This window comes from Stenotrophomonas sp. C-A (assembly GCF_054030835.1).
Genome location: NZ_CM132916.1, coordinates 2,139,547 through 2,154,154, shown reverse-complemented (window position 1 = coordinate 2,154,154; position 14,608 = coordinate 2,139,547). Strand labels below are relative to the sequence as shown.

At 67.7% G+C, this 14,608-nt stretch carries 14 protein-coding genes; 7 read left to right on the top strand and 7 right to left on the bottom strand.

The window, feature by feature from the left end; genetic code table 11:
• The first annotated feature begins 1 nt into the window (after nucleotide 1).
• The 5 genes from ACW5IY_RS10240 (at nucleotide 2) to ACW5IY_RS10220 (ending at nucleotide 3,317) form a co-directional block, all read left to right on the top strand.
• Complete coding sequence (locus ACW5IY_RS10240; protein ID WP_457327203.1) at nucleotides 2–403, top strand: VOC family protein; 402 nt, start codon at nucleotides 2–4, stop codon at nucleotides 401–403.
• Nucleotides 400–1,296, top strand: a complete 897-nt coding sequence (locus ACW5IY_RS10235) for a hydroxymethylglutaryl-CoA lyase (RefSeq protein ID WP_049434998.1) — start codon at nucleotides 400–402, stop codon at nucleotides 1,294–1,296. The genes ACW5IY_RS10240 and ACW5IY_RS10235 overlap by 4 nt, the downstream gene beginning before the upstream one ends.
• Nucleotides 1,297–1,396: 100 nt before the next feature.
• Entirely contained in the window at nucleotides 1,397–2,167 is a 771-nt protein-coding gene (locus ACW5IY_RS10230) for an SDR family oxidoreductase (protein WP_043399005.1), read from the top strand.
• 48 nt (nucleotides 2,168–2,215) lie between these two features.
• A complete protein-coding gene (gene yeiP / locus ACW5IY_RS10225; RefSeq protein ID WP_005409468.1) occupies nucleotides 2,216–2,782 on the top strand; it encodes an elongation factor P-like protein YeiP in 567 nt (188 codons plus the stop codon).
• Nucleotides 2,772–3,317: a hypothetical protein gene (locus ACW5IY_RS10220; protein ID WP_049434997.1), complete on the top strand. Its 546-nt coding sequence runs from the start codon at nucleotides 2,772–2,774 to the stop codon at nucleotides 3,315–3,317. The genes yeiP and ACW5IY_RS10220 overlap by 11 nt, the downstream gene beginning before the upstream one ends.
• A gap of 94 nt (nucleotides 3,318–3,411) precedes the next feature.
• Here the strand turns inward: ACW5IY_RS10220 and ACW5IY_RS10215 are convergent, their stop codons facing one another.
• From ACW5IY_RS10215 to ACW5IY_RS10200, 4 genes are all read right to left on the bottom strand, one after another.
• Nucleotides 3,412–4,104, bottom strand: a complete 693-nt coding sequence (locus ACW5IY_RS10215) for a COG3650 family protein (RefSeq protein WP_049434996.1) — start codon at nucleotides 4,102–4,104, stop codon at nucleotides 3,412–3,414.
• An 83-nt stretch (nucleotides 4,105–4,187) separates the two neighbouring features.
• Entirely contained in the window at nucleotides 4,188–4,580 is a 393-nt protein-coding gene (locus ACW5IY_RS10210) for a nuclear transport factor 2 family protein (RefSeq protein WP_049434995.1), read from the bottom strand.
• On the bottom strand, nucleotides 4,561–7,710 hold the full coding sequence (locus tag ACW5IY_RS10205; RefSeq protein WP_457327198.1) for a multidrug efflux RND transporter permease subunit: 3,150 nt from the start codon (nucleotides 7,708–7,710) through the stop codon (nucleotides 4,561–4,563). The genes ACW5IY_RS10210 and ACW5IY_RS10205 overlap by 20 nt, the downstream gene beginning before the upstream one ends.
• 36 nt (nucleotides 7,711–7,746) lie before the next feature.
• Nucleotides 7,747–8,895: an efflux RND transporter periplasmic adaptor subunit gene (locus ACW5IY_RS10200; RefSeq protein WP_049434993.1), complete on the bottom strand. Its 1,149-nt coding sequence runs from the start codon at nucleotides 8,893–8,895 to the stop codon at nucleotides 7,747–7,749.
• Between the two features lie 129 nt (nucleotides 8,896–9,024).
• Here ACW5IY_RS10200 and ACW5IY_RS10195 point away from each other — a divergent pair, with 129 nt between their 5' ends.
• Nucleotides 9,025–9,741 (top strand): response regulator, encoded by a 717-nt coding sequence (locus ACW5IY_RS10195; RefSeq protein WP_192840206.1) that lies wholly within the window; start codon nucleotides 9,025–9,027, stop codon nucleotides 9,739–9,741.
• The gene (locus tag ACW5IY_RS10190) at nucleotides 9,741–10,817 is read left to right on the top strand and encodes an ATP-binding protein (RefSeq protein WP_049434991.1); all 1,077 of its coding nucleotides are present in this window, start codon (nucleotides 9,741–9,743) and stop codon (nucleotides 10,815–10,817) included. Before ACW5IY_RS10195 ends, ACW5IY_RS10190 begins: the two co-directional genes overlap by 1 nt.
• On the opposite strand, the gene ACW5IY_RS10185 is transcribed toward ACW5IY_RS10190, so the two are convergent.
• The 3 genes from ACW5IY_RS10185 to ACW5IY_RS10175 all read right to left on the bottom strand — a co-directional run bounded on the left by ACW5IY_RS10185 (nucleotide 10,795) and on the right by ACW5IY_RS10175 (nucleotide 14,451).
• The gene (locus tag ACW5IY_RS10185) at nucleotides 10,795–12,630 is read right to left on the bottom strand and encodes an Lnb N-terminal periplasmic domain-containing protein (protein ID WP_444454885.1); all 1,836 of its coding nucleotides are present in this window, start codon (nucleotides 12,628–12,630) and stop codon (nucleotides 10,795–10,797) included. The genes ACW5IY_RS10190 and ACW5IY_RS10185 overlap by 23 nt on opposite strands.
• Nucleotides 12,631–12,700: 70 nt before the next feature.
• Nucleotides 12,701–13,000: a DUF2388 domain-containing protein gene (locus tag ACW5IY_RS10180; protein ID WP_049434989.1), complete on the bottom strand. Its 300-nt coding sequence runs from the start codon at nucleotides 12,998–13,000 to the stop codon at nucleotides 12,701–12,703.
• A 62-nt stretch (nucleotides 13,001–13,062) separates the two neighbouring features.
• Nucleotides 13,063–14,451 carry an FAD-binding oxidoreductase gene (locus ACW5IY_RS10175; protein ID WP_049434988.1) on the bottom strand — a complete coding sequence of 463 codons (1,389 nt, stop codon included), beginning with the start codon at nucleotides 14,449–14,451 and terminating at the stop codon, nucleotides 13,063–13,065.
• Between the last annotated feature and the right edge of the window lie 157 nt (nucleotides 14,452–14,608).

Sequence of the window (14,608 nt, the reverse complement as noted above, 5' to 3'; positions counted from 1 at the left end):
CATGCTCGATCATCTTGGTTTGACCAGCGCCGACCTGGCGCGCAGCAAGACCTTCTTCCTGCAGGCACTGGCGCCACTGCAGATCGGCGTGGTGATGGAAGTGACCGCCGAACAGACCGGCGCCCACGACCACATCGGCTTCGGCAGCGACGGCAAGCCGTTCTTCTGGCTTGGCAATGGCGGCACTGCCAGCCACGGCGTGCACGTGGCCTTCGCCTGCACCAGCCGCGACCAGGTGGACGCCTTCCATGCCGCCGCCCTCGCCGCTGGCGGTCGCGACAACCGCGCCCCGGGCCTGCGCCCCTGGTACCACCCGGATTACTACGGCGCCTTCGTGCTCGACCCGGATGGCAACAACATCGAGGCGGTCTGCCACCGCCCCACCGCCGGGGAGGCCGCATGAACGATTACGTCCGCATCGTCGAGGTCGGCCCGCGTGACGGCCTGCAGAACGAAAAGCAGTCGGTGTCCACCGCCGACAAGATCGAACTGATCAACCGGCTGTCGGCCACCGGCCTGCGCAGTATCGAGGCGACCAGCTTCGTCAGCCCGAAGTGGATTCCGCAGCTGGCCGACGCCGCCGAGGTCTATGCCGGCATCCAGCGCCGGCCGGGCATCCACTACCCGGTACTGGTGCCGAACGAACAGGGCTACGACCGCGCCCGTGCGGTGGGCGTGGAGGAAGTGGCGGTGTTCACCGCTGCGTCCGAGGCGTTCAACCGCACCAACACCAATGCCGGCATCGATGAATCGTTGGCCCGCTTCGAGCCGATCCTGCGCCGTGCCGCCGCCGATGGCGTGCGCGTGCGCGGCTACGTCTCCACCGTGCTCGGCTGTCCTTACCAGGGCGAGGTGCCGCTGGCCGACGTGGTGCGGGTGGCGCGCGCCCTGCACCAGATGGGCTGTTACGAAATCTCGCTGGGCGACACCATCGGCGTCGGCACCCCGCGCAAGGCACGGGCGATGCTGCAGGCGGTGGCCGCCGAGATCCCGATGGCGGCGCTGGCCGTGCACTTCCACGACACCTATGGCCAGGCCATCGCCAACATCGCCACCTGCCTGGAAGAAGGCGTGCGCGTGGTCGACAGTGCCGTCTCCGGCGCCGGTGGCTGCCCGTATGCGAAGGGCGCCAGCGGCAATGTGGCCAGCGAAGACGTGGTCTATCTGCTGCAGGGCCTGGGCCTGGACAGCGGCGTGGACCTGCCGGCACTGGCCGAGACCGGCCGCTGGCTGGCCGGCCTGCTCGGCCGCGCCACCGCCAGCCGCACCGGGCAGGCGCTGGCCGCCGCCGGTTGACCACCGCACTGCGCCGCCCTGTACCGGCGGCGCAGTGCACAACAGCGGCGGTCGCGGCTTCCGTTAGGATCGGCGGTTCTCGAACCTGCAGGACCGTTCAATGCAGCTGTCTTCCGTACGTGCCGTGATCACTGGCGGCGTCTCCGGCCTCGGCCTGGCCGTGGCCCAGCACCTCGTCGCCCAGGGCGGCAAGGTGGCCCTGTTCGACCTCAACGACGACAAGGGCGCAGCCGCCGTTGCCGGGCTGGGGGCCGACAAGGCCCGCTATTTCAACGTCAACGTCAGCGATGAGGCGGCCGTGGCTGCGGCCATCGACCAGGCCCACGATTTCCTCGGCGGCCTGAACGTGGCGATGAACTGCGCCGGCATCCTCGGCGCTGGCCGCGTGCTTGGAAAAGAAGGTCCGATGCCGCTGGCCGGCTTCCAGGGCACGGTGATGGTCAACCTGGTCGGCAGCTTCAACGTCGCCAAGGCCGCGGCCAATCGCATGCAGCATAATGAAGCCGGCACCGACGGCGAGCGCGGCGTGATCATCAACACCGCCAGCATCGCAGCCTATGAAGGCCAGATCGGCCAGGCCGCGTATGCCGCCAGCAAGGGTGGCGTGGTGTCGATGACGCTGCCGATGGCGCGCGAACTGTCGCGCTTCGGCATCCGCGTCAATACCATCGCCCCGGGCGTGTTCTGGACGCCGATGGTCGACGGCATGCCCGAAGCCGTGCAGCAGTCGCTGGCGGCCTCGATTCCGTTCCCGTCGCGCCTGGGCAAGCCGGAAGACTTCGCCAGCCTGGTCGGCTTCATCCTCGGCAACACCTACCTCAACGGCGAGACCATCCGCCTGGACGGCGCCACCCGCCTCGCTCCGAAGTGATTCCCCCGGGCGCCGGGACGGCGCCCTCCCCCAACGACCTAGATCACCATGAAAGCCAACGACATCAAGAAGGGCAACGTCGTCGAGTACAACAACGGCGTGTACCAGATCCGCGACATCGAGCGCAGCTCGCCGCAGGGTCGCGGCGGCAACGTCCGCTTCCGCTTCATCATGTACAGCGTGCCGGGCGGCAACAAGCTCGACGCCAGCTTCGATGCCGACGACAACCTGGTCGAGGTCGAGCTGCTGCGCCGCCAGTCCACCTATTCGTACAAGGACGGTGATGCGTTCGTGTTCCTCGATGACGAGGACTACACCCCCTACACCCTGGACGCGGACGTGATCGGCGACGACGCCGGCTACATCACCGACGGCCTGACCGGCATCTACGTGCAGGTGATCGACGAGCAGCCGGTGGCGATCCAGCTGCCGGCCTCGGTGGTGCTGGAAGTGATCGAGACGCCGCCGGAACTGAAGGGTGGCACCGCCACCAAGCGCCCGAAGCCGGCCAAGCTCAACACCGGCATCGAGATCATGGTGCCGGAGTACATCGTCAACGGCGAACGCGTGCTGGTGAACACCGCCACCGGCGAATTCGCTGGCCGTGCCGACTAAGCGCCTTGCGCTGATCGGTTGCCTGTCCCTGCTTGCGGCGTGTTCGCCGCAGGCAGCGGACAGCACGGCCAATGCTGCGCCGAAGGCCGCGCCTGTCGAACCGGCGGTGACGGCCGCACCGGCGGTGGAGACACCGGCCGCCGTCGAGGCCACTACCGAAGCCGAGCCCACTACCGACCTGCCCTCGGGTGATGAGGCGCTGGACAAGGCACGTGCAGCCGCAGGCTGCCCGGTTCCTGCCGACGTGTATGACGTCGACGACGTGCGTATCTACTGCACGATGCCGGCCGACGTGCAGGCCTTCCTCGCGCGCGAAAACACCTGCCAGCACTTCGCCGGCGAAGAGGCGTACGACGACAAGCGCCGCCGCGAACTGGAAGAGGCCGGCGCGAAGTACTGCGAGGGCCGCGAGAAGAACTTCACCGATCTGGTCGCGCGCCATCGCAGTGACTGTGCGATCCGTGATGCGCTGATCGCGATCAACAGCCGCTATGACCTGGACTTCGAGCTGGACCTGAAACCCTGCGAGGGCTGAACCGCAATGTTGATGTAGAGCCGAACCCACGCTCGGCTGCAGTGCCTGTGCAGAGCACAACGCAGCCGAGCGTGGGCTCGGCTCTACAGAGGGCTTACGGCTGCTTCGCGCCGAAATTGCCGCAGCCGTGGTACTGGCGCGTGCCGACAGTCAGCATCACCTTGGCCTCGAACGCCTCGCCACTCATGTCGTCCTTGCAGGTGGTACGCTGGAAGCTGAGCTTGACGTCGGTACCATCGGACGCCTTGCCACTCCAACCGTCAGCACCTTCGGTGGGCTTGGCGACGTCGAAACGACGCTCACCGTAATCCACTTCCACCTGCAGGCCCGGCGTGTCGCCGTCGACAACTGCCAGCCAGCCGGGTTCATTGCCGGTGGCACGGAACGCGGCATTGCCTGCGCTGCCATCGCCTTCAGTGGCTTCGACCGCATGGCACTCGCGGTCCGCCTCGCCCTTCAGGCTCAGCAGCACGTCATCGCTGCCCTTGGTCCAGAAGCTGTTGCCCTGGCCATCGCCGTACTTGGCGCCGGATGCCGCGCGTTCGGAGGTCATGGCGAAGGTGCGCTCGCCGATCACCACCGTGGCCGCATCCTCGCCATTGAAGGTCGCGCGCACGCTCAGATCACCACACTGGTAGGTGGTCTCGCTGCCACCTTCGGTGCTGGCGCTCGGTTGCGGCGTGGCAGGCGGGACATCATTGCCGCCCGCGGCGGGCGGCTGGGCCGGCTGGCACGCGGCCAGCACCAACCCGAGGGAGGCTGCCAACAGACTGGGAACTACACGCATGGCTCGACTCCTTGTCGACACTACAGAGAGGCTCGACCCTACCACCTGCCGGTGAGCGGGGCCTGAAAGCGGCCTGACCGCACTCATGCGGCCAGTACCGCCATCGACAACAGCTGCGCACCGCTTTCGCCGGAACTGCAGGTCCACACCCGCAGCAGGCGCAGTTTCAGCTCGCGCTCCTGGTCCTGCTGCCACACCGACAGCCGCACGTCGCTGGACAGCAGTGCCAGGCGGCCACACAGCAGGGTTTCCACCGCGTGCAGCTGCAGGCTTCGTACCTGCAGGCCACCGGCCAGCCAATCGCCCAGCCACGGCAGGTCGAGCATGCGCCCGCCGTGGCCATCCATCATGAACAAGGCCGGCGATACCAGCGCGGTCAGCGCATCGTGATCATGTTCCAGCAGCGCGGTGCACAGGCGCTGCTCCAGCACCATCAACTGTTGCTCGTGCAGATCTTCAACGATGTTCCGTTCCATCCACGGTTCCTCCCGGCATCGGCCGGCGCCTGCGCAGGCGTTGCGCGATCCACTGCCGCGCGCCCTGCACCACTACATAGAAGACCGGTACGAAGAACACCGCCAGCACGGTCGCGCTGACCATGCCGCCGAACACACCGGTTCCAATCGCCTGCTGGGTTTCCTTCGACGCGCCCTGCGCCAGCATCAGCGGCACCACGCCCAGCGCGAACGCCAGCGAGGTCATCACGATCGGCCGCAGGCGCAGCCGCGCCGCCTCAAGCGCTGCTTCAACCAGGCCGCGACCCTGCTGCTGCAGCTGGCGCGCGAACTCGACGATGAGGATCGCGTTCTTCGCCGACAGCCCGATCACGGTGATCATGCCGACCTTGAAGAACACGTCGTTGGGCATGCCCCGCAACAACACCGCAGCAACCGCACCGAGCAGACCCAGCGGCACCACCAGCATCACCGCCAGCGGGATCGACCAGCTCTCGTACAGCGCCGCCAGCACCAGGAACACCACCAGCATCGACAGCAGCAACAGCCACGGTGCCTGCGCGCCCGATTCACGCTCCTGCAGCGACTGGCTGGTCCACTGCAGGGCAAAACCGGACGGCAGCTTTTCGGCCAGCCGCTCCATCTCCGCCATGGCCTGTCCGGTCGACACGCCGGAGGCCGGTGCGCCAGACAGGTTCAACGCCGGGAAGCCGAGGTAGCGCTGCAGCTGCAGCGGCGCCTCGGTCCAGTGCGGTGTCACCAGTTCCGACAACGCCACCATGCCGCCTTCGCTGTTGCGAACGTACAGCTTCAGCACATCCTCCAGCTCCATCCGGTGCGGTGCGTCGGCCTGCAGGATCACCTGCTGCAGCCGGCCCTTGTTGGGGAAGTCGTTGACGTACTGCGAGCCCATCGCCGCCGACAGCGTGCTGCTGATCTGCTCGAACCCTACGCCCATCGCCTCGGCCTTGGCGCGATCAATGTCCAGCCGCACGCTGGTACCCGCCGGCAGGCCATCGGCATGCACCTCCGACAGCAGCGGGCTGGCCTCGGCCGCCTTCAGCAGCTGCTGCAGCGCAGCGCGCAGCTCTGCCTGGCTCTGCCCGGTGCGCGCCTGCAGCGCCAGTGAGAAGCCGGAGGAGCGCCCCAGGCTGTCGATGGCCGGCGGCATCACGCTCATCACCTCGCCCTCGGCAATCGTGGCCATCGCCTTCTGCGCGGCCTCCACTTCGCCGGCCGCGGTTGCCCCTGCACGCTCGCCCCAGTCCTTCAGCATGGTGTAGGTCAGCGCCGCGCTCGGGCCGGTCCCGGAGAAGCTGTAGCCGAGGATCGACTGGTTGGAGCCGATGCCCGGGCGTGACGCCACATGCCGTTCGTAGGCTTCCACCACCGCCAGCGTGCGTTCGGCGGTGGCTTCGGCCGGCAGCTGGATCGAGGTCATGAAGTAGCCCTGGTCCTCTTCCGGCAGAAACGCGCCCGGCAGCCAGTGCAGGCCCAGCAGCAGCGCCGCCACCAGCGCGGCGAACACGCCCATGACCCGCCCGCTCCGCTGCAGCACCGACGCCACACCACGCTGGTAGCGCCCGGTCATCTTCTCGAAGCCACGGTTGAAGGCGCCGAACAGCCCACCACGACCATGATGGCCATGGCTGTTCGGGCGCAGCAGCGTCGCGCACAGCGCTGGCGTCAGGCTCAAGGCCAGCAGCGCCGAGAACAGGATCGACACCGCCATCGCCACGGTAAACTGGCGGTAGATCGCGCCCACCGAACCGCTGGCCAGCGCCATCGGAATGAACACCGCGGTCAGCACCAGGGTGATGCCGATCACCGCACCGGTCAGTTCGCGCATGGCCTTGATGGTGGCCTCGCGCGGCGGCAGGCCCTCCTCGGCCATGATCCGTTCCACGCCTTCGACCACCACGATCGCGTCGTCGACGATGATGCCGATTGCCAGCACCATGCCGAACATGGTCAGCACGTTGATCGAGAAGCCCAGCGCCAGCATAACCGCGAAGGTACCCAGCAGCGCGATCGGTGCGACCAGCGCCGGAATCAGCGTGTAGCGCCAGTTCTGCAGGAACAGGTACATCACCGCGAACACCAGCAGCATCGCTTCCAGCAATGTCTGCACCACCTTCTGGATCGAGATCTTGACGAACGGCGCGGTGTCGAACGGAATGCTCGATTCCACGCCGCGCGGCAGCAGCGGCGCCAACTCGGCAATGCGCTCGCGCACCGCAGATGCGGTCCGGACGGCATTCGCGCCGGGGCGCAGCTGCACGCCGGCGGCGGTGGCCGGATGGCCGTCCTCGCGGGTGCCCCAGGCATAGCTCTGCGCGCCCAGCTCGACGCGGGCGACATCGCCCAGCAGAACCCGCGAGCCGTTGGCCCCGGCGCGCAGCACGATGGCGGCGAACTGCTCCGGCGTGGACAGCTGGCCATCGGCACTCAGCGGCACAGTGATGCGCTGGCCCGGCACACCCGGCGAATCGCCGATGCGCCCCGGCGAGATCTCCAGGTTCTGCTGCTCGATGGCGGTGGCCACATCGCCCATGGTCAAGCCGTAGCCGGTCAACCGGGTCGGGTCCAGCCACACCCGCATCGCCTGCTCCGCGCCGAACAACTGCACGCGGCCGACGCCATCGATACGGCGCAGCTCTTCGATGATGTTGCGCGCCATGAAGTCGCCCAGCGCCGCTTCGCTGACGCTGGCATCCGGCGAACGCAGGCCGACCAGCATCAGGAAGCCGGAATCGGCGGCCTCCACGAACAGGCCGTTCTGGCGAACGCTGCGCGGCAGGCGCGGTTCGATCGCCTTGATCCGGTTCTGTACGTCCACCTGCGCCAGCTCCGGATTGGTGCCCGGCTTGAAGGTGGCGGTGATCGAGGCTTCGCCGGAGGTGTCCACCGACGACTCGAAGTACAGCAGGTGCTTGACGCTGGACAGCTCGCGCTCGATCAGGCCGACCACCGCGTCATTCAGCGTCTGCGGGCTGGCACCGGGGTAGCTGGCATAGATGCTGACGCTGGGTGGCGCCACCGCCGGATAGCGCTCAACGGCCAGCCGTGGGATCGCCAGTACACCGGCCAGGATGATGAAGATCGCCAGCACCCAGGCGAACACCGGGCGGTCGATGAAGAAACGTGCCATGTTGGATTTTCCTGGAGGGACCGGCCCGGGACAGGCTCAGCCCTTGCTGCCGGCCTGCACGGCACCGGCGCCTGCGACCGGCAGCTGCCAGTCGCGCGCATCGACCACCACGCCTTCCTGCAGGCGTTCCTGACCCTCGACCACCACCTTCTCGCCGGCCTTGAGGCCCGTGCGCACCAGCCACTGGCGATCGACGCTGCCATCAACCTCCAGCGTGCGGATCACCGCCTTGCCATCGCCCGCGATCACCCAGGCATAGGCCTGGCCGCCGGCGCTGCGCAGCACGGCCTGCTGCGGCACGGTCAATGCGCTGGCCGGTGCGCCGCGCGGCACCTTCGCACGCACGTACATCCCCGGCAGCAGCTGGCGCTGAGGATTGTCGACCAGGATGCGGAGGATCACATCACCGGTACGCGCATCGACGTTGATGCCGGAGAACAGCATCTGGCCACGCTCGGACAGCGGCTTGCCGGCCGCACCGATGATCGTCACCGGCAGCTCGCCACCACCGGCAGCGCTGCGCTGCAGCGATTCCAGCTGGGCCGCCGGCTGGCGCACATCGACGTAGACCTGGTCGATCTGCTGTACCACCGCCATCGGCTCGGCATCGGCAACACCGACCAGTGCGCCTTCGGTCACCAGCGCCTGGTCGATGCGGCCGGCAATCGGCGCGCTGACCGTGGCATAGCGCAGGTCGAGCTGGCGACGCGCCAGGATCGCGCGCGCTTCGTTCACCGCGGCACGGGCCTGTTCGTACTCGGCACTGGCATCGTCGCGGTGCTGCTGGCTGACCGCCTGTGCGGCGGCCAGTGCATGCAGGCGCTGCGACTGCACACGGCTGCGGCCCAGCGCGGCCTCACTGCGCTGCAGCGCGGCCAGTGCCGAATCAACATCTGCACGGAACGCCGCCGGATCGATCTGGAACAGGGCCTGGCCGGCGCTCACTTCTGCGCCCTGGTCGAACAGGCGGCGTTGCACGATGCCGCCCACCTGGGCACGGATCTGTGCGGTGCGCACGGCAGCCACGCGGCCGGGCAGTTCGTCATCGCGCTGTACCACCTGCGGGCCGACGGTGACCACGCTGACACGCGGTGTGGCTGCCGGCGTAGCTTCGGGGGTTGAGCAGGCCGTCATGGCCAGGGAGAGGGCCGCGATCAACGTGGCCGGAGTCCTGAAGGTTCTCATTGCTGTGCACAATGCCGCGCAGGCGGCTGATAGGTTCTGAAGCGTGAAGTGTGCGTGGCGATGATGGGGTTTCGATGGAGGAACTGTGGAGATACGATGGAGGCAAGCACCTTAAGGCCCCGCCCCTGCATGCATGCCGCCCCTGCCCTCGCCGCCCTCGTCCTGATCGTCGAGGATGAGGCCGAGATCGCCGATATTCTCACCGCCTATCTGGAACGCGAAGGACTGCGTACGCTGCGCGCCGCCGACGGCCACAGCGCCCTGGACCTGCACCGCAGCGCCCGCCCCGACCTGGTCCTGCTCGATGTGCAGCTGCCGCGCCTGGATGGCTGGAGCGTGCTGACCCAGCTGCGCCAGCGCGGCGAAACGCCGGTGATCATGCTGACCGCACTGGACCAGGACCTGGACAAGCTGACCGCACTGCGCATGGGCGCCGACGACTACGTGGTCAAGCCGTTCAATCCGGCCGAAGTGGCAGCACGCGTGCGCGCCGTGCTGCGGCGTACGTTGCGCGCCTCGCGCGTGGATGCACCGACCGCGCTGCGGGCGGGCCCGCTGCTGATCGACTCGGCCACCCATGCCGTGCATGTGGAGGGCGAAGGCTACAGCCACGAAGTGCTGCTCACGCTCACCGAGTTCAAGCTGCTGCACTGCATGGCGCTGGCGCCGACCCGCATCTTCAGCCGCAGCGAACTGATGTACGAATGCCTGCCGGAAAGCGAAGCGCTGGAACGCACCGTCGACAGCCATGTCAGCAAGCTGCGCCGCAAGCTGGACGAAGTGGGCATGGTCAATGTTCCGGCCAGCGTGCGCGGCGTCGGCTACCGGTTGATGGCCGACCGCTGATGGCCCGCCTGCGCCGCTCCGGGCTCAGTCGACACATCATCGTCTCGATGTCGTTGATGGTGATCGGTGTGATCGTGATGATGATCCTGTCGTCATGGTTGCTGTACGCGGTGCTGGTCGAGTTCTTCCCCGGCAGTGCCGAGGAACCGGAAAGCTGGCTGCCGACCGGACCGGAGCTGGCGTGGATGGTTGGGGTGATCCTGACCGGCCTGGCACTGGCCATTGCCGCCTCGTTCCGACTGGCGCATCGCATCCTGTCGCCCTTGAATTCGCTGGTCGACAGCGTGCGCGCGCTCGCGGGCGGCGACCTCGGCGCGCGTGCCAGCGCCGAGGAGAACTCGCCGGGCGAAGTGGCCACCCTGGTTGAAGACTTCAATGCGATGGCGCGCCGCCTGCAGCACATGGAAAGCGAGCGTGCGATGTGGCATGCAGCCATCGCCCATGAACTGCGGACGCCGGTCACCATCCTGCGCGGGCGCCTGCAGGGCCTGGCCGAGGGCGTGTTCCAGCCAGACGAGACGCAGTTCCGCAGCCTGCTTGCACAGGTCGAGGGCCTGTCGCGCCTGATCGAGGATCTGCGCGTGCTGAGCCTGTCCGACAACGCGCGGCTGGACGTACGCCGCGCGCGCACCGACGTGGTGGCCGAGGTGCATTCGGTGATGACCCTGGTCGACCCGCAGTTCCGCGCCGCCGGCTTCGTGCTGGAGCTGGAAACCAGCCGCGAGGAACACAATGCGCACTGTGATTCGACCCGCCTGCGCCAGGCGCTGCTGGCACTGTTGGAAAACGCGCGCCGCTATGCCAGCCCGGGCAAGGTACGGATTGCCGTGCATGACACACCGGGCCATGTGCAGGTAGCAATCGAGGATGAGGGTCCGGGCATCGATCCGGAGCTGCACGCCGACATCTTCAGCCCGTTCATGCGTGCCGACGGTTCGCGTTCACGCCAGGGTGGCGGCAGTGGCCTCGGCCTGGCGGTGGTCAAGGCCATCGCAGACGCCCACGGCGGCCGCGTCTACTGCACGGCGGGCAACGCCGGTGGCAGCCGTTTCGTCATCGAACTCCCGCGCCAATAGCGGGCGCGGCGGCCTGTTCCCGCAGGCGCGCGCCGAGTGCGGCGAGGTTGGCATCGATCGCATCCATCTCGTTGCGCTGGCCTGCCGGCAACTGATGGCGCAGCTGCACGCGCAGCGCCTGCCAGGCCGGCACCGCCTGTGCGCTGGCGGTGGCAACTGCTTCGGCCAGCACCGCCTGCTCATCGGCCAGCGGCAACCCATAGCCACCGTCCACCAGCAGCGTACCCGGGCGCAACCATTGCCCACCCTGCTCCAGCAGCTGGCGCAGGCCGCGCGTCTCGGCACTGTCCGGTGCGGCCAGCAGACGCCGTTTCAGCACATCGCGCGCACGCAGCTCGGCACGCCGCTGTGCCGCCTGTTCCAGCAGCAGCAGCCCGGCGCTGGCACGCAGGTCACCCTGCAACAGCCACGGCGCACGCTGCGGTGCGGGCAGCTTCAGCCAGCCGCGCACATCACGCACCGGCAGCCCCAGCTGTGAGCTCGCCACGGCGAACAACTGCTGATAGTGATCGCGCGCCGAGGCAAAGTAGTAGCCCTGCGCCTGCGCTGCATTGCGGTCCGTGAGCACCTGCTCGTCCAGCACACGCAGCTTGGACAGCCGACGCTTCAACCCGCGCGGACTCAGCTGGGCCAGGCCCGCCTCACCCAGGCGCGGCACACCCGCCTGCAGCAGCTTTGCGGTTTCCACCGCGCAGTTGTTGCTGACGAAGTAATAGCGCCCGTCATAGCTCCAGTGCACCTGTGCAGTGCGCTCGAGCAGGCTGGCGATCTCGCCGGGCGACAACCGCAACGGCAGCGACTGCAACCCCCGCAGTTCCACCTTGGTGTACTCGTCCACCACCTGCTGCAGCGGCAGCACGAACAGGCGCGACGGGTAGCCACCGGTCAGGCCACGCCAGTTGGAAATCTGTACGTCGCCGACGAACGCGCGGAACGACAGCACGCGGTGGTATTCCAGGTCCAGGCGACAGTCCGGCCCCGGCGCACGGCCCGGCCGGCAGATCACCAGCCGCAGCATGCTGTGGCCCCAGCGGCTCATCGGCTGCGCACTGCCTTCGGCGAACAGGTAATCCACGGCATAGACACGCGCGGGGTCGAGCTGCAGCAGCGATGCGGCACCGTCTTCTGAGTCGGCCTGGAGCAAGGGCAGCGTCGTAGCGCAGTGCGACTGCGGCAGCGATGGCGGCGTTCCGAAATGGACCTGGTACCACTGCGCCAGCGCTGGGCGCCGGCAGGCGAACTCGCTGTCGAGCACGAAAAGCTCGGCGTTCACTGCCAGGTACTCGGCCGGGTCCTTCAGTTCATACGCATCGGGACTGCGGTCACGGAAGTCGTTGTCGCCACGACCGAGATGCCAGGGCTTGCGCTGCCATCCGGCCAGATCACGCCAGCGCACACTGCGCGACCAGGTCGCCCCCGTACGGTCGGCAACATGGGTCACTTCGTGCACCAGCGCACTGCGGCGCGCGCGGCGCGCGCCGGGCACGGCATCATCCAGCAGATCGCGGCGCAACGTGATACGACCGGCGAAGGCGCGGCCATGCACATCGGCCGGCAGGTCATCACGCCAGCGCACCTGGACCTGTGCCGGCAATGCGCGCAGCAGGCCATCAGGCAGCAGTGCCTGCACGTCGGCCAGGGTCTGACTGGCGATCTGCTGCTGCGCCGGGTCGAGACCGTAAGGATCAAGCTGCAGGCGATCGGCCGCATGCGCGGAAGGAATGAGCAGCCACGCCAATGCGGCGATCCACCCGCACCGCCCGCTGTGCCTCTGTAGAGCCGAGCCATGCTCGGCTGCTGTTGCGATCCGCATGTGCCGGGCATTCAGCCGAGCATGGCTCGGCTCTACAGAAAGCGATGACGCCGAGGTCATGCAGCCTGGATCAACGTGCCAGCAGCGCGCGGGCCAGTTCCAGATCGCTCTGCTGCTGTGCGGCGGCGCTCTGCTCACGCAGGTGGATCAGCGCGGCCTGCAGGCGGGCGCCACGGATCTGGCCGTCGCTGGCGACGAATGCAGCCGCATCGTCGCGTGCAGCCAGCACCACCTTGTCATCACCCGAGCTGCTGCCCGAGGAACCGGAGGACGCACCCGTGGCCGAACCGGCCGACGTACCGGCGAAGCTGGAAGCGAAGCCGGCCAGCGGCAGGGACAGCAGGGCGAGCAGCAGAAGCGGACGGGTCATCGGTTCGAAGCCGGTTGTGAGGAAGCGTGGAGCGTAACGGGTGTGTGAAGGATTTGCCCGGCTCAAACGTCGAACAGCTTGCCGGGATTCAGCCGCGCTTGGGGATCGAACGCGTGTTTGACCGCCTTCATCAGCGCGATCTCGGCCGGACCGCGGGTGCTGTCCAGGTAGCCCTTCTTGACCAGGCCGATGCCGTGTTCAGCCGAAATGCTGCCGTGGAAGCGCGCCAGCACCTGCGCCAGCAGCTTGGTCACCTGCTCGCACTGCGCCACGAAATCGGCGTCGCTGGTGTCATCCGGCTTGAGCACGTTGATGTGCAGGTTGCCGTCACCGATATGGCCGAACCAGACCACGTCGAAGTGCGGGTAGGCCTGCCCGATCAATGCCTGGGTTTCAGCCAGGAACGCCGGCATCGACGAGATCCGCACCGAGACATCATTCTTGTAGGGCTTGTAGCGCGCCAGCGATTCGGTGATGCCTTCGCGCAGGCGCCACAGCTGGGCGGCCTGGGCGTCGCTGGCGCTGATCACGCCATCGCTGACCCAGCCATTGCCCATGCAGTCCTCGAAGGCCGCCATCGCCGCCGCTTCCTGTGCCTCGTCATTGGCCGCGAATTCGGTCACCACGTAGTACGGATGCACCTCATCGAACGGCGCCTGCGCACCGTGCGCCAGCACATGTTCCAGCGCCCGGTCGGTGAAGAACTCGAAGGCCTGCAGCTGCAGGCGCGCGCGGAACGCCGCGAATACCTGCATCAGCACTTCGAAGCTGGGGAGTGCCAGCAGCATCACGTTGCTGGCCGGCGGCGGGTCGGTCAGCTTCACCGTGGCTTCGACGATCACGCCCAGCGTGCCCTCCGAGCCGATCAGCAGCTGGCGGAAGTCATAGCCGCTGGAGTTCTTGATCAGGCCTTTGTTGAGCTCGAGCAGTTCGCCACCGGCGGTGACCACCTTCAGGCCGGCAATCCATTCACGGGTGTTGCCGTAGCGGATCACCCGGATGCCACCGGCATTGGTAGCGATGTTGCCTCCAATGGTGCAGGAACCACGCGCGGCGAAATCCACCGGGTAGATCAGGCCGTGGTCCAGTGCGGCATTGTGCACGGCTTCCAGCGGCATGCCGGCCTGCACCACCAACGTGCGATCGACCGCATCGTAGGCCAGCGCCTTGTTCATCCGTTCCAGGCTGAGCACCAGCTCGCCGTTGGCCGCCACCGCGCCACCGGACAGGCCGGTACGGCCACCGGACGGCACCACCGCCACGTCATGCTCGGCGCTCCAGCGCATCACCGCCTGCACCTCCTCGACCGTGGCCGGCAGTGCGATCGCCAGCGGCGCCGGCGTCCAGCGCCGGGTCCAGTCGCGCCCGTAATGCTCCAGGTCGGCCGGGTCGGTCTTCAGCTTCAGGCCGGGACAGGCCTGCTGCAGCGAGGCAATGCGGGAATCGGTCATGACGGTCCAGCGCGGTGCGTGAAGAACGGGCAAGCGTGCCAGCGGCACGCGTCAGCGTCCAGCCCCCGCAGCCGTACAGATAGCTACGGATGCAACCAATTGCGCACTGCACCATGGGCGCTGCGATCTGGCATAGTGGTCAGCCCCTGTCCCACTG